This window comes from Phycisphaerae bacterium, from assembly GCA_017999985.1.
In the GTDB taxonomy this organism is placed as follows: domain Bacteria; phylum Planctomycetota; class Phycisphaerae; order UBA1845; family Fen-1342; genus JAGNKU01.
Window position 1 is genome coordinate 131395 of record JAGNKU010000002.1, and the last position, 21343, is coordinate 152737.

The window sequence follows — 21343 nt, forward strand, 5'->3', positions numbered from 1 at the left end:
ACGGGCAACCCCCGCGCCCCCACGGTGCCCTGCGCCACGGCCAACTCGGCGCACGCAAGAGGCCGACGACTGGATCAAACCAGTCGCCGGCCTGCGTGCCCCCTCTGCACGCGGCGTCGTGCCGGTAAATGCCTACCGGCGGCGAGCCAGCAACAGCACGCCCAGCAGCGTCAGCAGACTGCCGGGCTCCGGGATAATCAGGAAATTCCCGGTGCCGCTCGCCAGGTCGTTCGCGCTCACCACGAACCCGTAGTTCGCCTGCATGTTGAACGCGGGAGAGGTGATCGCCTGCAGCGGCGCGGCGTCGTTACCGGCCGCGCTGCCGCCCGTCACCGCCAGGCCGGCGGTGAACAGGTCCGCAAACGGCGTCCCACTGTTGTAGAGCGTGTGATACACGGCCCCGCCGGGCACGGGCGCGGCCAGCCACGCACCATCGCCCAAGCTGTCCGTCAGCGTCAGCCCGACACTGGCCGTCGCCTGCGCGGGCGAAAGCGGCGCAAAGCTCAACAGCCCTGAGCCGATCGTGAAGCTCGTATCCGCGGCGCCCGCGGTCACGGCGAAGCCCAGAGCCACGACCGGGTCACCGAAATACACGGCGTTGGCCGAAGTCAACGTTGCGATCGGTTCGCCCAAGTCGTTCTCGATCGTCACGGCCAGCGGCAGATGCCAGAAATAGCGGCCCGTGAGCGGATCGTACGTGAGCTCGCTGGCCGGCACGTCATAGGCGCCGCTGCCGAGCACACTGCTGGCCGCGATGGTGAAGGCCACGCCCGTGACGTCGGCCACCGCTGGTGCCGACAGCACCAGCGCGCCGACGAGAGCCACCAGGGCAAAGGGCGCTACCCGCGGCAATTTACTGCTAACCATCATTCCTGCTCCTCCTCCAGCAAACACGCGTAATGCCGCGCCGGCCCCGGGCCCATACAATGTGCCGTACGACCACGGCGCGGCGAATCGCGATTCCCACTTCTTGTGCGTCGCTTACGTCAGCGACGCCGCAGAGCGAGGACCACCAGCGTCAGCAGCGCGGTCCCCGGCTCTGGAATGATCTCGAAGAAATTCGTCCCGCTGGCCATGTCGTTGGCCGACAGCGTGAACGTGACCATGCTGCTCATGTTGTGCACCGTGCCGGCCACCGGTACATAACCGCTGGCCGGGTAGGCGTCCGTCGTCGTCTGCGTTAACCACGGCCCGGCACTGGCCGACGGGAGCAGGTCCGCGAACGGCGTGCCGCCCGGCACGAAGCCGTTGTACTGCGCGAGATACGAAGCCGTGCCGCCTGCGCCACCATTGCCGCTGAGCAGGGCGCCGTCACCCGTCAAATCGGTGACGCTCACGGCGGTGCTGGCTCGGCCGAACGCATTCGACAGGGGCGGAGCGACCACGAGCAACGCAGAAGCGATGGAAAAAGTCGTATCGCTCGGACCGGCGAGCACAGAGAAGCTGAAGCTGACAGCCGGATCCTCATGAATGACGATCCAAGCAGACTCCAGCACAGCCAGCAAATCCTGCGTATGCGGGTTTCGAATCTGGGCTGGCTCAGGGAGATTCCACGTCCACGTCCCGGTATCCGGGTCGAACCAGTTCGGGTTCGGGGGCACAACGAACTGGCCCTGTCCCTCACCATTCGAAACCTCGATCCAGAACAAGGGCCCGGTGACGCCAGCTTGCGCGGCGGCGACGGTCATCGCCAGAACTGTCAGTAGCGCAACGACGCTGCGTTGACGTGCTGCCATGTTTCTCCTCCTCTTAACGCGCTGGACCAGTAGTCACAGTCACGGCACAACTATGCATTTACGCGATGTGACACCGAGCCAAGCGAGCTGGCTCCTCAACTCCTCAATTTCATAATAGCAACACTCGCTCCCGCCGCCTATGGGACTTTCAATAAATCTCGCGTAGGAATTGGCACGGTCTGTGTAGGACTGCGCCTACATTCTGCGGCCTTCCAGCCCACCCCCTCGGTCTGCAGGCCCCCATCGCGCCACGCCCCTGCGAGCGTTCAATCCGCCGTGACAAGCGTCTGAATTACCTGCAGGTCCGCGAGATCCACGTCCCGGTCGCCGTTCGCGTCCCCGGCGCCGCAAGCGTGCGTGGGTGCATACACTCGCTCCGGTCCACGCAGGCAGAACGCCAGCAACGGCAAATCCGTGGCGGTCACGGCCCCGTCGCCGTCATAGTCCCCCGGCGGGCGCGGCGCGAAGACCTCGAACTCGGTGATGCGCGCGTAGTTGTCGGTGCCGCAATCCGTGACGAACAGCCGCACATGCCGCACCAGCTGCGGTGCGCAGTAAGCGCGCGCAGTGCTGTGCTCCTGCGTCCCGTTGTAGATCATTGCATCCACGCGCCACGGCCCGTCCGCGGCGAGCGCCGTCTGCACCTGGAATGCCTCGGTGTTGTATTCCGCGGGTTCGCCCGCCGCGCCGGCGTGGCGTACAATGAAGCCCGTCAACGAACGCACCGCGCCGAGGTCGAGCTGGAGCCAGTGCGGAGGCGTGGTGCCGGCGCTGGTCCACTTGCTCGCCGGTGAGACGACGCCATCGACGGCGAGCTGCCCGTCACCGGAATCGGTCCAGACGTTGATGGCATGGGGCGCGACATTGACGCCGGTGGGTGTTTCAACGTTCATCAAAGGCGGCAGCGGGACCGGCGCCAGCGAGGGCAGGTTCAACGCGCAGGTCGCCTGCAGCGCGTCCCACAGATCATTGACCGCTCCGCCGGGGCCGATGCCGTGCAGGTACTCGATGGAGTAATTCGCCCAGCCGCCGCTGTCGTACTGGTAGATGAACCAGCACGCGCTGCTGATGGGGTGCGCGCGGTCGGTCTGGTTCCAGTCATCGAGGTCCGTGAGTGCGGCGCTGAGGAACTGTGCGCTCTGGGCTTCGTGGAGATCGTCGATCGGCTCCACGCGCCGATTCCACTCGGTCAGATGCACGGGCTTGTCCGCGAAGCCGCGGCTCTCGATGACGGCGAGCTGCGAAAGGTAGCTGGCCTGGAACTCGGCCCGCGAGGTCGCGACGTCGTTCCACGGGGCAGCATAGGCGTGAATGGCGAAACCGTCCACGTCGGCCGGCGTCAGCAACGCGCACATCCGGTCCAGATACACGTTGCCGTCGGTATGCCGGACGCCCGGCTCGACCCCCCCAGGCGAGACCGGGCCCAACAGCACGAGCTGCTCGCCGAGCGGGCTGGGCACCGCTTTGAGCGCCCCACGAATCTGCGTGAACATGTCAACGTACGCGGCGGCGGCGAGTTCGTTGCCGCCCCATTCCCCGTACAGATTCATCTCGTTGCCGATCTGCCAGATGTGGCACACGCCGGCGAGCGTCTGGGCGGCGGCCTGCACGTCGGCCAGATACTGGGCGAGGTGCTCGGGATACGGCACGGTTTCGCCCCAGTTGCGTTCGATGCGGACGATCAGCGAGTGGCCGCGGGCGACCATGGTCAGGAAGCGGTAGTCGCGTTGCCACGCGGCGCTCCACCAGATATCGCTGTTGGTCTGGACGATCTCCAGCGACCAGATGCCCTTGCCGCCGGTCATAGACTCGACCACGCTGCCCGCCGGATCGCCGTACCAGTGAATGCCATACAGCCAGGGCGAGTCGGCGCGGGTCGCAGCGCTGCCGACGCACGTGCAGACGAGCACGGCCAGCCAGAGCGGGCTGCGTCGGCACGCTGCGGATGGCGCGGGGGGCGGCATGCGGACTCCTTGCCCATCTCCATCGGACGGCGGCGGTGCCGTCGCGGACCCGCATTGTAACCGAACGGCGGCGGCCTCAAGGCACCGCGTGCGTGCGGCGCAGGGCCTCGAGCTCCAGCTCGATGCAGGCCCCGGCGAGCTGCTCTTTGATGTCGGGTGACTCGCGGTACTCCTCCGGCGTCCGGCCCCAGTAGAAACCGAGCCAGCCGGCTGCGAAGTTCTCGGACTCGCGCAGAAACGTGCGGAAGTCATCGCTGCCGCAGCGCAACGGAAAGGTCTCTTCGATCAGGACGAGCTTGCCGACGGCGAAGCCCGCGAGCGTCTCGAGCGCGGCGTCGACGCGCCCCCCCTCGGGATAGATGTGTACGGCGAGGAAGTCGAGCTCCGGCGCGACCTCGGTCGGCACGAACCCGGACGACAGGCCGGGCCGGTCCAGGCTCCAGTCCACCAGCCCGACTGTCACCAGGCGGCGCGCGTCGTGCTCGCGAATCGCGGTGACCAGACGTTGAATCCAGGCACGCGCGACCGCCGGCCGGGAGCGGCGGCCCAGATCGAGCGTGATGAACTGCACATAGTGGTACTTGCCCGCGAACGGGGGGCCGAGCCAGTCGCCGGGTTTACGTCGGCCCCCGGGGACGACGGGCTCGTTCATAAGGTCGTAGCAGAACACGGCGGGGCTGGGCGCGCACCGTGCCGCGATCGCCGACCAGAAGCGTGCCTGGGCCTGCCAGCGCGCCTCCTCGGTCAATGCGTCGTACCACGACGGGACGTCGTTCTTCAGATAGCAGCCCAGGCCGGTCAGGTCGAGGTAGAGTCGCTTCTGTTCGGCGAGCACAAGCAGCATCGCCAGACGATCCAGCGCGTCAGGGTCGGGCTCGTCCGGGCCGCGCATGAAGCGCCCGAATTGCAGGTGGACCCGAACCGTGTTCGCGCCGAACGCCGCCATCTCTCCGAAGTCCTCCACGACGCGCGCCCACGCACTGTCCCAGTACTCTTCGATGAGGCGGCCCTCGGCGTCGTGGTCGTAGTTGAACCCGCGCGGGACGAACGCACGTCCGGAGGGCGTGTGCGCGAACCCGCGTCCGTCAGCCGAAACGACGATACGTTCCATGGGGGGCGGGGCCGCGGCCGGTGGGGTCGTCGCGCAACCGCTCAGCAATCCGCCCACCCCGGCCATTCCGATCCAGATTGTCCAGCGAGCACGCAGCGCTGACATGGCCGGCGCAGCATACCCGAAGCAGCCGGCCACTGCACCGTCACCACAGGTTGCGAACCGACGGGGCCGCGTTACAGTGCCCCCTACCGTCCGGCAATGCCGCCGGTCAGCCCACTGGAGGTATCAAGATGCGTAAGCTCACGTTGCTGTTGGTCGCGATCGGGACGGGGTTCATCAGTACCGCACAAACCAAGCCCACGTGGACACAACTATCGCTTTCCACGTGCGGCGTGGACAAGTTCCTCGCGGCGCATCCCGACAGCGACGGCCGTGGCGTGATCATCGCGGTGCTGGACACGGGCGTCGACCCGGGCATCCCCGGCCTGACGAAGCTGCCCAGCGGCGACGTGAAGATGATCGACGTGCAGGACTTCACCGGTGACGGGGACGTCGAGCTGGAGTGGATCGGCCGCGACGGCGAGACCGGCAAGCTCGTGCGGCGCGACGAGGACGGCACACCGACCGAATACACGCCGCCGCAGTTGCCCGCGGATCCGCCGAACACGGTGCGACAGTGGTGGTTCGGGACGTTCAGCGAGTCCAAGTTCGTCAATGCGGACCAGCCGGATCTGAATGGGAATGACACCACGGAGGACGATTTTCCGGTGCTCGTGACGGCGCTGAAGGGTGACCAGGACGACCTGGCGGTGTGCTACGTCGACACGAACCTGGACCGCAGCTTCGCGGACGAAAAGCCGCTGCAGAACTACAAGCTGAACTACGATACGTTCCTGTTTCACCCCAAGAGCCCCGAGTCGGAAATCGCGCCGCTGACGTTCGCGGTCAATATCTTCCTGCGCGAGCGGAAAGTCGTCTTTCATTTCGACAACGGTGCGCACGGCACGCACGTCGCCGGCATCGCCGCCGGCTATCGCATCAACGATCAGGACGGCTTCAATGGCGTGGCGCCCGGGGCGCAGCTCATGAGCCTGAAAATCGGGCACGGTGGGCTGGGCGGACCGAGCGTGACCGACAGCATTGCCGACGCGTTGCGCTACGCCGCGCGGGTCGCGCAGGAGCGCGGCGTGCCGGTCGTGTGCAACCTGTCGTTCGGTGTCGAGTCAGAGATCGAGGGCTATTCCGACATCGACAAGGAGGTTGATCAGATCCTCCGCGCGAATCCGTACCTGGTGTTCTGCACGTCCGCGGGCAACTCCGGGCCGGGGCTCTCATCGGTCGGCACGCCCGCCGCCGCCAGCGAAGCGATTACGGTGGCGGCCCTGATGGCCGCAGATTCCGGCCGGGATGTGGCCGGCTGGACCCTGTCGGACGCGGTGGTGACCACGTTCAGCTCGCGCGGCGGCGAGCTGGACAAGCCCGACGTTGCGACGCCGGGCTGGTCCACGTCTACCGTGCCGCGCTGGGTGCGCGGCGGGGACTTCTGGTCGGGGACGAGCATGGCCAGCCCGTATGCAGCGGGCCTCTGCGCCGTGCTCATCAGCCACGCCCAGCAGCAGAGCACCGGCGCGAAAGTGCGGGCGTGCGACGTTAAGCAGGCGCTGTGCTTGTCCGCGCGGGCGCTGCCCGGCTTCACCGCCCTCGACCAGGGCTACGGCATTCCGGACCTGACGAAGGCCGCCGATCTGCTGGGGCAGATCCTCCCGCGCGCCAAGGACGACCCGGTAATGAGCTACGACATCTCGACGAACTCGCCGTACGGGCATAAAGGCCGGTCGGCGGCGGCGTACTGGCGGAGCACGTGGCTCCCGAAGAACGACCGGCAGACGTTCACCATCGCGCCGATCTTCGCGCCGACCCGGGATGCGTCCGTGCGGTCGTCGTTCACGCGGAAGTTCGAGCTGCGTTCGTTGGCGCCGTGGTGCAAGCTGCCGCAGACGCAGGTCTATCTGCATGCGGAGCAGGAAGCGCGGGCATTTGTGGAGTACGACGCGGCCCAGCTCACCGAGCCCGGTTTGCACGTGGGCATCGTCGAAGCGATCGCGGACGGCATGGTCGCCTTCCGCCTGCTGAACACGATCATTGTGCCGCTGCGCTGCTCGGCGGCGGACGATTTCACGCTGACGCTGCGTGGCGAAACAGCGGACGGCTGGGTGCCCGACCGGCATTTCGTGGCCGTGCCGCCGGGGGCGTCGATGATGAAGCTCATCCTCAAAGCGCCGGAAGACCAGCCGTCCAAGGCGTCGATGACCCAGATCTTCGGCCCGCGCGGCAAGTCCTATCGCACGGGCAGGCGGCTCGACACGGAGAGCGGCGTACGCGAGGTTGAGTGGGTCATCGACGAGGACCTAAGCCCGGGCGTATGGGAAGTGCCCATCGTCGCGGACCGGCCGGACAAGCAGTGGCCCTACGAGCTGACCGTGCGTTTCCTCGGCCTGCACGCCAGTCCGGCGAAGATCACCACGGGCTCGGCGACCAAGCCGCAGGGCGAACTCATCGTCACCAACCTCTTCGAACAGCCGGTCGCAGCCACCATGGATGGCCAGATCGAGGGTTTCCGCCTGCACAAGGAAGACAAGTTCGAGGGCCTGAACGACGAGCTTTCGTATAGCGTCAGCGTGGATGAGCGCTGCAACCGTCTGCGGCTGCGGATCGAGATGACGCCGGAAGACTACGCCACGACGACCGACATCGCCGTGCAGGTCAAGGACGGGGACGGCACCGCGGTGTTTCAGACGGCCTTCGAGGACCGCGTGCTGGAGGCGACGTTCGGGACAGACGGCCACAAGTCGCTGGACGTGGTGATTACCGCAGGCTTCGCGGCGGCGGACGCCACGCGTGAGACGCCGGTCACGGTCGACATCGATCAGCTTCTGTCGTCGCCCGTGGGTGTGAAGGTCTCGCAGGACGGGGAGTCGAGCCTGAAGTTCGTGCCGGGCGTCCCGCTGAAGCTGGAATACGCCGCCACGGACAAGTTGACGAACATCCCGAACGGGCAGCGTCCGGTCGGGTTTCTGCGGTTTCGCGAGCAGGCCAGTAACGACACGGTGCTGCGCGTGCCGCTGGACATCGGCAAGTAGTTGCCTACCGGGCGCCGAGGAGGAAGGTGCCGAACGTGCGAATCAGGACAGCCACGTCGAACTCGAGCGAGCGGTGCTTCAGGTAGTACAGGTCGTAGCACAGCTTGCGGTGTGAGTCGGCGATGCTGGCACCGTAGCCATAGTGGATCTGGGCCCAGCCGGTAAGGCCCGGGCGGGTCAGATGGCGCAGGCGGTAATGCGGCAGCACCTGCTCCAGGTTGCTGACGAACTCCGGCCGCTCGGGGCGCGGGCCGACGAGGGCCATGTCGCCGCGCAGGATGTTCCAGAGCTGGGGCAGCTCGTCGAGGCGTGAGTTGCGGAGGAAGCGGCCGATGCGGGTGACGCGCGTGTCGTTCGGCGCGGCCCAGCGGGCGCCGTCCTTCTCCGCATCCTGGCGCATCGTGCGGAATTTGTACATGGTGAAGATGCGGCCGTGATGTCCGACGCGGAGCTGCTTGAACAGCACCGGACCCGGGCTGTCCAGGCGCACGAGCAGCGCGATCAGCGGCCACAGTGGCAGCGACAGCAGCAGGCCGAGGGTGGCCGCGCCGACGCTCATGACGCGGCTGACGGCCTCATAGTTGCCGCGGTTCTGCACGTCGGCGCGCAGGAACCACTCCGCGGTGATGCTCTCCACCGGCACTTCGCCGAGCAGCTTTTCCACGAACGTGGCCTGATCGGTGACGCGGCAACGGTTCTCAAAGCAGCGGGCCACGGCGCGCCCGACTGCGCCGTTCGACGCCTCTTCCGACGCCACGACGACTTCATCGACCAGGTGCTCGGCCAGAACGGTCGAGATCTGGTCCAGGTTCCCGAGGCACGGGCACGTCTCCTCGAAGTCGAGGTCGGATTCGCTCCGGAAACGCGGCCGCAGCGCGTCCGTGTGGCCGGCCGCCAGGCGCACCGGGCCGCTGGCGACGCTCACGTGCCCCACCACCTCGTACGGCTGCCGGTGTGTGCGCGCCAGGATCGCCATCAGCTTGCGGATTGAATCGCCGGCGCCAACGCACAGCAGGCGCACCCGGCTTTCGGTGATGACGTCATGCGCCAGCAGGCGGAACGGAACCGCGGTCAGCAGGTAAATCACCACCACGGCCAGGCCCACCCAGCGACTCGCGGCCGCGTAGAAGAAGAGCGACAGGCAGGCAAATGACAAAACCACGCCGAGCGCGAGCGTCAGTAGTGACCGCACGAGGATGCGGCTGCGCGCCAGCAGGGTCTTGCGTTCGTACAGCCCGAAGACCAGGCCGGCGACCGTCATCCCCACGCAGAACGTCGCGCTGACCAGCCAGCGGTTGGCGATCCACCCGTAACCCGCGGCGGTACGCAGCAGCAACGTGCAGGCCGCGGACGATGCCAGGCCGATAATCACCCAGTCCAGGTAAATCCAAGCCGTCGACGACATCGACACCAGGAACCGCCGCAGGGGCAACTGCCCGCGCGGCGCGGCGCGGGTGACAACGGGCGGGGCGACCTCAGCGGGCGCCGACTCGGCGGGTATGAGGACGGTCGAAGGCATAGCTCCTGGGCTCGGTCAGTCGTCGTGTCGCCGTGAATATCGGCGCCACTTGACGGGGCCATGAATGCGGCGGAAGCCCGCCGAATGGACAGCCGAAAACTTACGCAAGGCACTGGGCGAGTGACCCGATAATCGAACCAGGGGGGCGCGGACGCGGAGTAGGAACATGCGTCGAGGAATCGCACTGGCGCTGCTGACGATGCTGGGGCTGTGGGCCGGGTGTCATGAGTCACAGCCGCAGCTGACGGTTGAGCCGCGCCTGGACATGTCCGATCTCGCCGCCGGGCTGAGTTTTGTCGAGAGCGGCTTCACGCTGCTCGCGGATCAGCAGACCGAGGGCCGCTTCTCCTGCGCGCTGGCAATCGCGAAGTTCGTCGCGTCGGACAATGGACAGCACGGCGCCCTGGAGTTCGTCACGCTCCAGCCGCACGAGGAATCCTACTGGTTGGAGCAGATGCGCGGCGTACTGGCCGTGCAGGAGCTGGTCTTTCTGCGGCCGCGCACCACGCGCCCCGAGGGACAGAGTGTGGCGGCGCTGTGCGACGCGGCCCGGCGGCTGAAGGCCCCCCTGCTGCTGGTCTATGCGCCCAATGGCCTGGGGCCGAACTCCGCACAGGTGCTCGGCGTGATCTACGACACCGCCTCGCGCGTCGCGCTGGCGACGCTGCGGTCAACCTCACGCATCGTGGACGCCGGCGGCGCCGAGACCTCGCCGCAGAACAAACGCGGGGACCTGCGTGACCGGGACGCGCGCTGCGTCGCGCAGCGCGAGTTCGAGGGCTACGTGCTCGCCTGCCTGCGCGAGCTGATCCACCGCGACCAGCCGCCGGCCACGACGCAGCCCCACGAGAACTGGGACCGGCCGTTCATCGAGCGCTGGTGGATCCAGTCGCGCTGACCCGCGCCGGCCACTCGCGGCCCGTCAACCGCCCCACAATTCCCGGCGGCGTCCGGTAAAGACTGCCGACACGCCGCCACGCACCTGTCGCGCCGATTGGTATGCCACACATCGCTGGCCGAGCGCACACGCGTTTCATACCCTTCATCAAGGAGCGCGGCGACGCATATCCGTCGGCGCCGCGCCGGCTTGGCGCGCCCGGCGTGCGAGCCCCGGGAGCGCCCCATAGGGACCGACAGCCGTGTGCGCAGCCCAAGCGATGCCGCGTCGAGGGGACCGCCACGTTGATCAGCGTCTGACCGTTGATGGCGTGGCCAAGCCGCCCGTCTTGGGTCGGGCCACGCTGCGCGCGGCGTGTCTCACCTGCCTGGCCATCATCGTGTACGGCACACTCGGGCCGGTGTCGAACGCGGCCTGCGCCTGGGTGGTCCCGGTTGAGCAGTGGCGCTGGCTGCCACCCGCGCGGGCGGCGGACATCAATGACTTGGTCACGAACTTCATCGTCTATGTGCCCGTGGGCGTCGCGCTGCGACTGCTCGTGCGGCGACGCGGGCGGGCGGGGACAGTGGACCTGCTGCTGGGACTGGCGCTGTCTGTCGCGCTGAGCTACGTGACTGAAGTGCTCCAGCAGGCCATGCCCGCGCGAGTCTCAAGTCGCACGGACATCGTCATCAATGGCATCGCGGCGCTGCTTGGCTGCCTCTGCGCGGTGCCGCTGCAGAAGCTCATCCGCGAAATCCACGCGCTCTGTTTCGCGCAGCTCCGGGAGCCCTGGCGCGTCTGGCTGGTGCTCACCTGGGCCGCGGTCATCGCCACCGCCGCCCTGATGACCGTGCCGTGGCAGTTGCGGCGGCCGGACGCGGAGTGGGGCTTCGACCGCGTGATCGGCCCGGCGGACGTACGGCGCGGCGCGATGTTCGCACTCACGGGCTTCCTTTGCACGGGCATGTTCCGCCTGCGCGGCTGGTCACCCCGGCCGGCGCTCGGCGCCGCGTGGGGCCTGCTGCTGCTGCCGGCGTTCGGGCTCGAGCTGCTGCAGATCGTGCTGACTGAACACGTGTGCAGCTTCCTGCATGCGCTGATCTCGCTGGCCGGGGCAGGCATCGGCGGCGGGCTGGCGCTGCTGCTGGTGCATGTGCGACCTGATGTGCGCACGGACAAACCGGAGTACGAGCGCGGACCCCATCCGCGACCGCATCGGTGGTTGGCCGCGGTGCTGCTGATCGCGCTCACTTGCGCCGCCGCCCACGGCGCATGGCGCGGGCTGGCACAGGTGCGGCTCCGTGCCAGCCCGGCGGTGAACTGGCTGCCGTTCCGGCCGCAGTTCGAGGCCCCCTTTTTGCGCTCGGCAACGGCGATGATCGAGGAGGTCGCGCTGTACGCCGTCTTGACGATGATCTGCCTCTTTCTGGCCCGGGCCCGTGGACGTGCGACCGCCCTGCTGCTGCTGGTCGGCCTGGTCGGCGTGTTGGAAACCGGGCGCGCGTTTCTCGCCGGACACGTTGCGGACACGACCAGCATGGTGCTGGCGGCCGCGGGGTGGCTGCTGGCCACGCGCGTCTGGAGTGCGCTCTTCCCGACGTCGGCCGGGTCGCACGGTGGGCCTGTCGCGACCTATCGCGCAACGTCTGCCGCCGCGCGCCTCCCCGTGAGTTGAGACGCGCGCTCGGCCAACGGATCACACCCTGTCGATCAGTGTCCCGCCCGTCCCGACCGATAGTACCCACGAAGTCTCGCGCGCCGCGCTGCGTGCCGAGCGCACTCGGGCCGCCCGGACGACCTTCGCGCACCGCCTGCGCCAGACTCGGTGCTATGAATATCGGACTCGACGCCCGCACGATGACCGTGCTCCGGCCACGCGGCACGGGACGCAACCTGCTGGACCTGTTCCGGCGTGTACCGCTGCTGCGCCCCGACTGGCGATTTATCCTGTATCACCAGCGGCCGCTGTCGGTCGCGGACCGCGCACGTCCGGATGCGCCATGGCAATTGCCCAATGTCGAGCTCCGGCAGATTGACCTGCCCGGCGACCGGCTGGACGCGTGGTTTCAGCTTCGGCTGCCCTACGCCGCCCGGCGCGACCAGCTCGACCTGCTGCACCTGCCGGCCAACGCGGCGCCCGCGTGGTGCCCCGTGCCGAGCGTGGTCACGATTCACGACCTGATTCCGCTCACCCTGCCCGGCGAGCTGTCGCCGCGCGCGACGCGGGCGTTTCGGCGGGGCATCGTGCGCACCGTTCACAACGCGACGCGCATCATCACGGTATCGCGCGCGACGCGCGATGTGCTGCGCCGGGAATTCGACGTGCCGGAAGCACGCATGACGGTCATCCCTTGGGCACCGGACGCACGTATGCTCGCCGCGGCGACGGCACCACTCACCGCCGCCGAACGCCGCCGCATCCAGGTGCGCTATAACCTCGGCCCGCGCTGGCTCGTCAACTTCTCCGGCAGCACGCGGCGCAAGAACGCCACAGGTGTGCTGGCCGGCTTCGCGCAGGTCGCACCGCAGGTCCGCGGCGATCTGCAGGTAGTGCTGCTCGGGTGCGAGCCCGAGGCCTATCGCGCGGAGCTGGTCGCCCGGGCCGAGCAGCTCGGCATCGGCGCCGGCTGCCGCATTCTGGGCTTCATACCCCACGACGACCTGCCGGCCCTGTTGCGCGCGTCCGCCGGCCTGCTCATGCCCAGCCGCGGCGAGGGGTTCGGGCTGCCGATCCTGGACGCGTTTGCCTGCGGCGTGCCGGTGCTGACCTCCAACGTCAGCAGCATGCCGGAAGTGGCCGATGATGCGGCGGTGTATTGCGACCCGGATGATGCAGGCAGCATCGCGGCGGGGATCGCGAAATTGCTGGAACCGTCCGTCGCCACCCGACTCGTGGAAGCGGGCCGGCGGCGACTGGCCTTGTTTGACTGGGAGCGCACTGCCGCGGCGGTGTGCGCCGTGTACGAGCAGTGTCTGGCGCGGTCGCCCGTGAGCGAGCCGCTGGCGGCCGCGTCCTGCGAGGAATGTCTGCGATGAACGTACCCATGTGGGGCGACCAGGCCGGCCAGTGGCTGAAGCTGGACTGCCGCAACTACCGTGGCGACCGGCCGTGTGCGGTCGGCATCCAGGGGGTGTGCCCGTCGGACTGTGCGCGCTACAGCGCGATGGGCCAGCGCATCGTCATCATCAAGCTCGGCGCGCTGGGCGACGTCATTCGCACGGCCGCGCTGCTGCCGGGGTTGAAGCAATGCTGGCCCCAAAGCCACGTCACGTGGATCACGCGCCCGGCGGGCGTGCGTACGCTGGCTCACCATCCGCTGATCGACCGTTTACTGCCGTTCGACGCCGAAACGCTCTGTCATCTCGAGCACGAGCGTTTCGACCTGTGCCTGAGTCTCGACAAGGAACCGGCGCCGACCGCGCTGGCGATGCGGCTCGATGCGCGCGAGCGGCGCGGCATTGGGCTGAGCAGCCACGGCACCGCGTACCCGCTTAACGCGGAGTGCGTGCGGTACTTCCAGCTCGGCCTGGACGACGAGTTGAAGTTCCGCCGCAATCAGCAGACCTATCAGGAGTTGCTCTACGACGCCGTCGGGCTGGAGTACCACGGCGAGCGCTACCGCCTATATCCTGACGCGACCCAACAGGCACACGCCGCGGACGTCTGGCGTCGCCTGGGAGTGCATGACGGCGAAGTCGTTGTCGGCCTGAACACGGGGGCCGGGCGGGTCTTCGCGAACAAGAACTGGCCGGCGGGCAAGTTCATCGCCCTCGCGCAGCGCCTCATCGGCCAGAACGGCTGGCGCGTCGCGCTGCTCGGCGGGCCGGACGAGGCTGCGGTGAACGCAGCCATCGTCGATGCGTGCCCGGGGGTGCTGAACACGGGGTGCACGCACACCGAGCTGGAATTCGCGGCGCTGGTGCGACGGTGCGATGCGCTCGTGACCGGCGACACAATGGCGATGCACGTGGCGATCGCCGGTGACGTGCCCACCGTGGCGCTCTTCGGCCCCACGGCCGCGCAGGAGATCGATCTGTACGGGCGCGGCGAGAAGGTCGTGACCGGCCTAACGTGCGCGCCCTGCTATTTCCGGCGCTGCGATCTTTCCCCCAATTGCATGGATGAGATTTCGGTCGAGCGGGTGCTGCGGGCGGTGCAACGCTGGGTCGCGGCCGGCTCCACGCAGGCACGCACCGTCACTGCCATTGTCGAGGTGCATGCGTGAATCACGGCGCCGCGCGACCGCTGCGTGTCCTCGTGGTCGCGGCGCACGAGCCCTGGCCGCTGGACGGCGGCGGACGTTTGCGCTTGTACAACTATCTGCGCGGGCTCTCCTCCGCGGCCGATGTCACCCTGGCGCTGCCGGAGCCGGTGCAGCATGCCGGTCACATGCCGGCGGGGCTGCGCACCGCGGACATGTCGGCCGGGAGCGCCCGGCGACACCTGCCACAGCACACGCGACCGTGGGTGGCACGCCGGGTGGAGCGGCATTTCGGCGCCAATCCGGCGGTGCGGCGATGGCTGCAGCGCCACGCGGTCCCACCGGAGTTCGACGTGACGCTGCTGCACGGCGCCGTCACCGGCCAATACGTCGACGCGGTCCGCGTACCCGTCGTGTGGGACGCCGTTGACGAGCTGGTGCTGTACACGGTGCGAGACGCGGTGCGGGGCGGCGCCAGATGCTGGTGGCGTGCGGGGCGCGCCGCGGCGCTGTACGCGCTTTTCGAGCGCTATGTCGCGCGGCGCGCCCAGGCGACGATCTTCGCGTCGAGCGTCGATGCCTCCTACGCCCGCCGCTGGGCGGGGGCAACACGGATCGAGACCATCAGCAACGGCGTCGATTTCCGCTATTTTGCGGCTCACACTCGGCCTCCGACGCCCGGCACCGTCGCGTTCGTCGGCTCGCTGAGCTTTCCGCCAAACGTCGAAGGCATCACGCGTTTCGCCCGGCACATCTGGCCGCGCCTGCACGCGACCGCGGGACACCGCTTGTTGATCGTTGGTCGAGCTCCCACGCCGGCGGTGCGCGCGCTGGCTGAGCTTCCCGGCGTCGAACTGCACGCGGACGTGCCGGACGTGCGGCCGTACGTAGCCGAGGCCGGCGTGGTGATCGTGCCGACGCGGCTGGGGGGCGGGGTGAAGAACAAGGTTCTGGAGGCGTGCGCGCTGCGGCGGCCGGTGGTCGCGAGCCCCCGCGCGCTGGCGGGCCTTTCCGCGCGGCGCGGGCGCGACGTGCTCTGCGCTGCTAACGATGGCGCCTGGGTGAGGCACATCACGCACCTGCTGGCAAACCCGGTCGCGGCCGAGCGGGTGGCACGGCACGGATATGAGTGGGTGCGACGGGAGCACAACTGGTCACACATCACGGATCGTCTGCTGCAGGTGCTCAGCGACGCCGCGGGTGTGACAGCACGGTGGCCGGTCCCGCCGCGCGACGTGGTTGAGGACAACGCAGCATGGCGACCTCGCTCGGATGTACGACAGAGCTGTGCGCCGGTCACAGTCTGACCGCCGGCACACGCGCGCATGGCCGGCTGCTGCCTGCAGCGCTAATCGCGGGTGGGGTGGCGATCGTGTGGCTAGTCAGCGCGGATGTCGTCCTCGCGTCGTGCGGGTACATTGCGAGCAAGGCGCAGTCCGGGTGGGCAACGACGGTTGGGTATGCGGCGGGACATGCTCTGGGGGCGTTCGCCATCATCGCCGTGGCCTGCAGCCCGCGCCTCCGCCAATGGGCAGGCGCCCGCCTCGACCGACTCGCGCGCACCCTGGAGCAACCTGGCGGCCTGCTGCTGCTGCTCGGGCTGCTGACCGTGGTACGCGTGGCCTGGATACTCCTCGTACCGACGCAGCCCACGAGCGACAACGCGGCGTATCACGGCCTGGCCACTCGTCTGGTCGAAACTGGCATGTACGACACCGCGAAGCACCGCGCGTATTGGCCGCCGGGGTATCCCGTCTTTCTCACTGGCCTGTACGCCGTCTTCGGCCCGTCGCTGCTGGTTGCCAAGCTGGGCAACGTCGTCCTGGCGGCGGGGGTGGATCTGCTGACGTGGCACGCCGTCCGGCGGCACGTGTCAGCACCGGCGGCGGGAGCGGCGTTGTTGCTGACCGCGCTATGGCCGGGCCGCAACCTGCACGTTGACGTGCTCTCGTACGACGAGCTGGTCATGGCGCTGCTGCTGCTGTCGCTCGTGCTGCTGCCGCGCGTGGATCGCGTGGACGCGCGACATGCATGGCTCTGGATGGCCGGCGGGCTGGTGCTCGGGCTGGCTTGCCTCGTCCGACCCACACTCGGGCTCGTGCCGGCCGCGATCGGCGGATGGCTGCTTGTGCGCGGCTGTTCACTCTGGCGCGCGGTCGTACTCACCGGCGTCTACGGCCTGGCCATGCTGGCCGCGATCACGCCGTGGACGATCCGCAACTACGTCGTCCTGGGTCGCTTCGTGCCGCTGACGACCAACGCCGGCGGGAATTTCTACAACTCGTGGGCGCCGGGCGGCACCGGCTGCTTTCACAAACCCGCGTGGGAGCACCTGTGGGCGGTCACCGGCGGCGACGAGCTGCAGATGTCGCCGACGGGCTTCGCGCTGGGGATGGCGGCGATTCGCACGGACCTGCCGGCGGCGATCTGGCGCGTCGCGCAGAAGCAGGTGCATTACGTCGGTTCCGATAACTGGCTGTTGCCGGTGGAGTCGTACACGGCCGCGCTCGGCGGCAACGCGACGGCCGGCGACGCGCTGAAGCTCGGCGTGCACACGCTCAGCAACGCGTGGTACGTCGTGCTCATGCTGCTGCCCATCTCCGCCGTGCGCCGCATGACCCGGCTCATCGCCGCCCAGCCGCTCGCGTGGCTGTGCATTGCCGTGTTCGCGACGGGACTGATAACACACACGGTTTTCGAGGCGCAGGCGCGGTATCACCTCGTGTACCTGCCGTGCTGGAGCATCCTCGCGGCGTGCCTGTGGGCCGGACGCGCGCCCGTGCGGCAGCCCTGAGCGCCCCAGCGCGCCTTCGTCGCGGGGGCTCGTTCATCTGCCGATAAGACCGCTAGAGAACGCCAACCGAGGCCACGGATTACGGATGTCGCTGACCGCGATTGCCTTCTGGATTTCGTACGTCGGCGGCGTGCTGGCGGCCCCGTTCAACCCGGTGGCGGGCATGTTGCTCTACATCCTCGTCTACCATCTCAATCCGGAAACGCAATGGTGGGGTGAATCCGTGCGCGCCCTGGGGCTGCGCACGTCGTTCATCGTGGCGGCGGCGACCGGGCTCGGCCTCCTGCTGCGGCAGCCGCGCCTCGCGCACGGAGCGCGGCAGTTCCCCGTGCCGTATGTCCTGGCGATTCTGTTCGGCATTTTCGCGCTCGGCAGCCTCGTGTGGGGCGTGGAGTACGGTGAGCGCGGCGCGTACCTGGCCGAGAAATTCGTCAAGACGCTCATCATCCTGTTCATCCTGATTCGCTGCATCCGTACGCCGTTGCAGTATCAGCTCGTGATCATGGTCTGGCTGCTGGGCGTGGCGTACGTGGGGTACGAGGCCACGGGTGGGGCCGGGCTGGTTCAGGCGGGGCGCCTGACGGCGGGCCTGGGTGGTCCCGACTTCAACGATTCGAGCGGTCTGGCGGTGCACATGGTTTCGACACTGCCGCTCGTGGGGGCGTGCTTTTTCATGGCCCGCTCGTGGTGGGGCCGGATCGCCGCGCTGGTGACCGGCGCGCTCGTCGTGAACACGATCGTCGCCACACGCACGCGCAACGTGCTGGTTGGCCTCGCCGTGATGACAATTTCCGGCGTGTTGTCGCTGCCGCGCGGCTATCGTGTGAAGGGGTTCGTGGCGGTCATCATCGGCACGGTGCTGGCCATTCAGCTCACCGACCCCGGCTGGTGGGAGCGCATGGCGACGATCCGCACGTACCAGCAGGACGCGTCCTCGACTTCACGACTCGTGCTGTGGAAAGCCGCCCTCGCGATGGCGACGGACTACCCCTTTGGCATCGGCCTGGGGAACTTCCACCAACTGGTCATGGACTACGTGCCTGACCTGACCGTGGAGCGCAGCGCGCACAACACCATAATCGCCTGCCTTGCCGAGCTCGGCTGGCCCGGGCTGCTGCTCTTCCTGGTGATCACCGGCGTTTCCATCGTGCGGCTCGGCCGGCTGCGGCGCACCGCGCGCAGCCTGCCGCCGTTTGAAGAAGTCCACTTCTACCGCTGGCACCTGCGTTTTCACCTCGGCTGGCACGCCGTCGCGCTGCGGACCGCCCTGCTCGGCTACCTTGCCTGCGCCCTGTTCACGACGCGCCTGTTCACCGAGGACTTCTGGCTGATGCTCGGGTTCGGCATGTGCCTGGCCAACGTCAGTCGCGGCCTGCAGGCAGCGAGCGCGGCATTGCCGGCGTCCGAACTGCCGGAGGACGCTGCGAGTCCCGTGGCTGCGTATGGATAAGCGCCGATGGTCTTCAACTCGCTCACGTTCCTGGTGTTCCTGGCCATCGTGCTCGCGGTACACAACCTGCCGCTAAGCTGGCGCACCCGCAAGGCCAATCTGCTGGTCGCGAGCTACGTCTTCTACGCGGCCTGGAACCCGCCGTTCGTGCTGTTGCTGTGGATCTCGACCATGGTGGACTGGCTTGCGGCGCGCGCCATGGCGCGGGCGCAGAGCCGTGTCGCCCGCCGCGGTTACCTCGTGCTGAGCCTCTTCACCAATCTGGGCCTGCTGGGGTTTTTCAAGTATGGCGGCTTTCTGGTCGCGAACTTTGCCGCCCTGCTGCGTGGCCTTGGCATCGCGTATCAGCCCGCGGCGCCGGACTTCATCCTTCCGATCGGCATTTCCTTCTACACGTTCCAGACGCTGTCCTACACCTTGGACGTCTACCGTGGCACTTTGCGTCCGGCGCGGAGCTACCTCGACTTCGCCCTGTACGTGACTTTCTTCCCGCAACTTGTGGCCGGACCGATCGTACGGGCGGCGGATTTCCTGCCGCAGTGCCGCGCGCCGCGCCGCGTGACGGCCGACCAGTTCGGCTGGGGCTGCGCGCTACTGCTGATCGGACTGGCGCAGAAAGTCATCCTCGCGGACGCGTGCCTCGCGCCCGTCGTCAACAAGGTCTTCACCGCGGCGTCACAGGCAGGACGGCTCGACGCGTGGATCGGCGTGCTGGGCTTCTCGGCGCAGATCTACTTTGACTTCGCGGGCTACTCCACCTGCGCCATCGGCACGGCACTCCTCTTCGGTTTCACGCTGACGGAGAACTTCCGCCGGCCATACGGCGCGCTGGGGTTCTCGGACTTCTGGCGGCGCTGGCACATCTCGCTGTCAACCTGGCTGCGCGACTACCTGTACATTTCGCTCGGCGGCAATCGCAATGGGTCGGTGCGCACAGGTGTCAATCTGATGGCGACGATGCTATTGGGCGGACTCTGGCACGGGGCCTCGTGGATGTTCGTCATTTGGGGTGGCCTGCACGGGCTGTACCTGTTGGGCGAGCGCGGACTGCGACACGTCTGCCGCGGCCGGGCATTCACGGCCCAGCTTGGGCCGCGCATCCTGGCGATCCTCATGACGTACCTGCTCGTCTGCGTCGCGTGGGTGTTCTTCCGCGCGCCGGACCTGGCCACGGCGTTCACGCTGCTGAAGTGCATGGTCGGCGGCGGACCGAATGCGTTGTGGCTCGGCGATGTCTCCGCCGCCACCGCCCTGCTGATTGTCGCCGTCACGCTAGCCTGGCAGGGTGCCATGCGCGACCGCCGGCTGGAAGACCTGCTGGCGCACGTCCCCTGGCCCGTGCGTTCCGCCGCTCTCGCGGCGCTCATCCTGGCACTGTGTATCTCGCGTGGAGAAGGGCGTGCCTTCATCTACTTCCAGTTCTGAGCCGCAGACACCGCGCGGGCCCTGGGGCCGCACGTGGCTGCTCGCCGGCCTGCTGACCGCCGGATTGCTCGGTGGCTGGGAACTCTATTGGCGCACGCAGGGCTTCTTCCCCACGCGCGTCAGCGACGAGCCGCTGTGGCTGCTGGCGCGCGAGAAGCTCACGGCGGCGGAGCGGCCGATTGCGCTGATCGGTGCCTCGCGGTCCCAGGTGGGCATCGACCTCGACGTTTTCGCGGCCCGGACGGGCGTGCGACCGGTGCAACTGGGAATCTGCTACAGCTCGCCGACGCCGGTGCTGCGCGAGCTGGCGGAAGATGCCACGTTCGCCGGACTGGTCATCTGTGACGTTACGCCGCTGCTGTTCTTCCAGAGCGGCGGGCCGGTTGTGGAACGCTCCAATCGCTATCTGGCGCGCGCGCACACCTACGTCTCACCCGCGGACCGGCTGGAATGGCAGCTCCAGCTCGCACTGGAGACAATGCTCGTGACGCGTCTGGACCGCCTGGCGCCCGAGCACTTCGCGGAATGTTGGGCCAAGGGCACGTGGCCGGAGCCGGGGCTCGGTAGCTTGCGGGCCGACCGGATGATCACGGCGTACTATCCGCCCGGCTTCGCGGCGGGCCGACCGACGACGGTGGGACCCTTCAAACGCAATCCGTACCTGGCGGACGCTGCGCGGCGGGACGCATTGCTCGACCAGGTCGCGCAAGACGTGGAACGCATCCGCGGCCGGGGTGGCGAGGTCGTCTTCGTCGTTTTGCCGTTCACGGACGACTACCGGCAGAAAGAACGCGCGCTGGCCCCCCGCGCGGAATATTGGGATCGCCTGCTCGCCCGCACCGGGGCTCCCGGCATTCACTTCGAGGACTTCCCCAGCCTGAGCGGGTTCGACTGTCCCGACGGCTGTCACCTGGATTCGCGCGACGCACCCCGCTTCACGCGTGCCCTCTTGGACGCCCTGCAGCCGGCCCTGGCCGGCACTGCGTGGGAGCTCGAACCCGGCGCGCCGTTGCGCACGGTCATGCGTCCCTCTACCGGCTCGGACCGGTAGACGCCGGGCGCAAAGCCTGCGCGCGACCGGACCGGCCCCGTCCGCCGGCCACGCGTGCGGATTACCGGCTCCATCCCGTCTGTACGCGCTGTCGATAAGTCCCTGGGAAGCACGTGGCACGGTGTGCG

At 68.2% G+C, this 21343-nt stretch carries 15 protein-coding genes; 10 read left to right on the top strand and 5 right to left on the bottom strand.

What is annotated here, in order from left to right:
* Nucleotides 1–132: 132 nt before the first annotated feature.
* From KA383_04065 to KA383_04080, 4 genes are all read right to left on the bottom strand, one after another.
* Entirely contained in the window at nt 133–870 is a 738-nt protein-coding gene (locus KA383_04065; GenBank protein ID MBP7745282.1) for a hypothetical protein, read from the bottom strand.
* A gap of 116 nt (nt 871–986) precedes the next feature.
* Nucleotides 987–1736, bottom strand: coding sequence for a hypothetical protein (locus KA383_04070; GenBank protein ID MBP7745283.1), 750 nt, complete (start codon nt 1734–1736; stop codon nt 987–989).
* A 266-nt stretch (nt 1737–2002) separates the two neighbouring features.
* Nucleotides 2003–3700, bottom strand: a complete 1698-nt coding sequence (locus KA383_04075; GenBank protein ID MBP7745284.1) for a discoidin domain-containing protein — start codon at nt 3698–3700, stop codon at nt 2003–2005.
* 76 nt (nt 3701–3776) lie between these two features.
* Complete coding sequence (locus KA383_04080) at nt 3777–4811, bottom strand: cellulase family glycosylhydrolase (GenBank protein ID MBP7745285.1); 1035 nt, start codon at nt 4809–4811, stop codon at nt 3777–3779.
* 233 nt (nt 4812–5044) lie between these two features.
* Here KA383_04080 and KA383_04085 point away from each other — a divergent pair, with 233 nt between their 5' ends.
* The gene (locus KA383_04085) at nt 5045–7894 is read left to right on the top strand and encodes a S8 family serine peptidase (protein MBP7745286.1); all 2850 of its coding nucleotides are present in this window, start codon (nt 5045–5047) and stop codon (nt 7892–7894) included.
* 4 nt (nt 7895–7898) lie between these two features.
* Here the strand turns inward: KA383_04085 and KA383_04090 are convergent, their stop codons facing one another.
* The gene (locus KA383_04090; protein ID MBP7745287.1) at nt 7899–9413 is read right to left on the bottom strand and encodes an exopolysaccharide biosynthesis polyprenyl glycosylphosphotransferase; all 1515 of its coding nucleotides are present in this window, start codon (nt 9411–9413) and stop codon (nt 7899–7901) included.
* 166 nt (nt 9414–9579) lie between these two features.
* Here KA383_04090 and KA383_04095 point away from each other — a divergent pair, with 166 nt between their 5' ends.
* The 9 genes from KA383_04095 (at nt 9580) to KA383_04135 (ending at nt 21215) form a co-directional block, all read left to right on the top strand.
* A complete protein-coding gene (locus tag KA383_04095) occupies nt 9580–10311 on the top strand; it encodes a hypothetical protein (GenBank protein ID MBP7745288.1) in 732 nt (243 codons plus the stop codon).
* Between the two features lie 259 nt (nt 10312–10570).
* On the top strand, nt 10571–11968 hold the full coding sequence (locus KA383_04100) for a VanZ family protein (protein ID MBP7745289.1): 1398 nt from the start codon (nt 10571–10573) through the stop codon (nt 11966–11968).
* Nucleotides 11969–12123: 155 nt separating this feature from the next.
* Nucleotides 12124–13329: a glycosyltransferase family 4 protein gene (locus KA383_04105; GenBank protein ID MBP7745290.1), complete on the top strand. Its 1206-nt coding sequence runs from the start codon at nt 12124–12126 to the stop codon at nt 13327–13329.
* Nucleotides 13326–14519, top strand: a complete 1194-nt coding sequence (locus KA383_04110) for a glycosyltransferase family 9 protein (protein ID MBP7745291.1) — start codon at nt 13326–13328, stop codon at nt 14517–14519. The genes KA383_04105 and KA383_04110 overlap by 4 nt, the downstream gene beginning before the upstream one ends.
* Nucleotides 14516–15802 (top strand): glycosyltransferase, encoded by a 1287-nt coding sequence (locus KA383_04115; protein MBP7745292.1) that lies wholly within the window; start codon nt 14516–14518, stop codon nt 15800–15802. The genes KA383_04110 and KA383_04115 overlap by 4 nt, the downstream gene beginning before the upstream one ends.
* Nucleotides 15751–17289 (top strand): glycosyltransferase family 39 protein, encoded by a 1539-nt coding sequence (locus KA383_04120; protein MBP7745293.1) that lies wholly within the window; start codon nt 15751–15753, stop codon nt 17287–17289. The genes KA383_04115 and KA383_04120 overlap by 52 nt, the downstream gene beginning before the upstream one ends.
* Nucleotides 17290–17374: 85 nt before the next feature.
* Nucleotides 17375–18739: an O-antigen ligase family protein gene (locus KA383_04125; protein ID MBP7745294.1), complete on the top strand. Its 1365-nt coding sequence runs from the start codon at nt 17375–17377 to the stop codon at nt 18737–18739.
* Nucleotides 18740–18745: 6 nt separating this feature from the next.
* Nucleotides 18746–20164: an MBOAT family protein gene (locus KA383_04130; protein ID MBP7745295.1), complete on the top strand. Its 1419-nt coding sequence runs from the start codon at nt 18746–18748 to the stop codon at nt 20162–20164.
* Entirely contained in the window at nt 20139–21215 is a 1077-nt protein-coding gene (locus KA383_04135; GenBank protein ID MBP7745296.1) for a hypothetical protein, read from the top strand. The genes KA383_04130 and KA383_04135 overlap by 26 nt, the downstream gene beginning before the upstream one ends.
* Nucleotides 21216–21343 lie beyond the last annotated feature (128 nt).

Excerpts from the sequence above, each read along its gene's own strand:
- KA383_04065 (MBP7745282.1), bottom strand. The coding sequence starts at position 870 with ATGATGGTTAGCAGTAAATTGCCGCGGGTAGCGCCCTTTGCCCTGGTG.
- KA383_04070 (MBP7745283.1), bottom strand. The coding sequence starts at position 1,736 with ATGGCAGCACGTCAACGCAGCGTCGTTGCGCTACTGACAGTTCTGGCG.
- KA383_04075 (MBP7745284.1), bottom strand. The coding sequence starts at position 3,700 with ATGCCGCCCCCCGCGCCATCCGCAGCGTGCCGACGCAGCCCGCTCTGG.
- KA383_04080 (MBP7745285.1), bottom strand. The coding sequence starts at position 4,811 with ATGGAACGTATCGTCGTTTCGGCTGACGGACGCGGGTTCGCGCACACG.
- KA383_04085 (MBP7745286.1), top strand. The coding sequence starts at position 5,045 with ATGCGTAAGCTCACGTTGCTGTTGGTCGCGATCGGGACGGGGTTCATC.
- KA383_04090 (MBP7745287.1), bottom strand. The coding sequence starts at position 9,413 with ATGCCTTCGACCGTCCTCATACCCGCCGAGTCGGCGCCCGCTGAGGTC.
- KA383_04095 (MBP7745288.1), top strand. The coding sequence starts at position 9,580 with ATGCGTCGAGGAATCGCACTGGCGCTGCTGACGATGCTGGGGCTGTGG.
- KA383_04100 (MBP7745289.1), top strand. The coding sequence starts at position 10,571 with ATGCCGCGTCGAGGGGACCGCCACGTTGATCAGCGTCTGACCGTTGAT.
- KA383_04105 (MBP7745290.1), top strand. The coding sequence starts at position 12,124 with ATGAATATCGGACTCGACGCCCGCACGATGACCGTGCTCCGGCCACGC.
- KA383_04110 (MBP7745291.1), top strand. The coding sequence starts at position 13,326 with ATGAACGTACCCATGTGGGGCGACCAGGCCGGCCAGTGGCTGAAGCTG.
- KA383_04120 (MBP7745293.1), top strand. The coding sequence starts at position 15,751 with ATGGCGACCTCGCTCGGATGTACGACAGAGCTGTGCGCCGGTCACAGT.
- KA383_04125 (MBP7745294.1), top strand. The coding sequence starts at position 17,375 with ATGTCGCTGACCGCGATTGCCTTCTGGATTTCGTACGTCGGCGGCGTG.
- KA383_04130 (MBP7745295.1), top strand. The coding sequence starts at position 18,746 with ATGGTCTTCAACTCGCTCACGTTCCTGGTGTTCCTGGCCATCGTGCTC.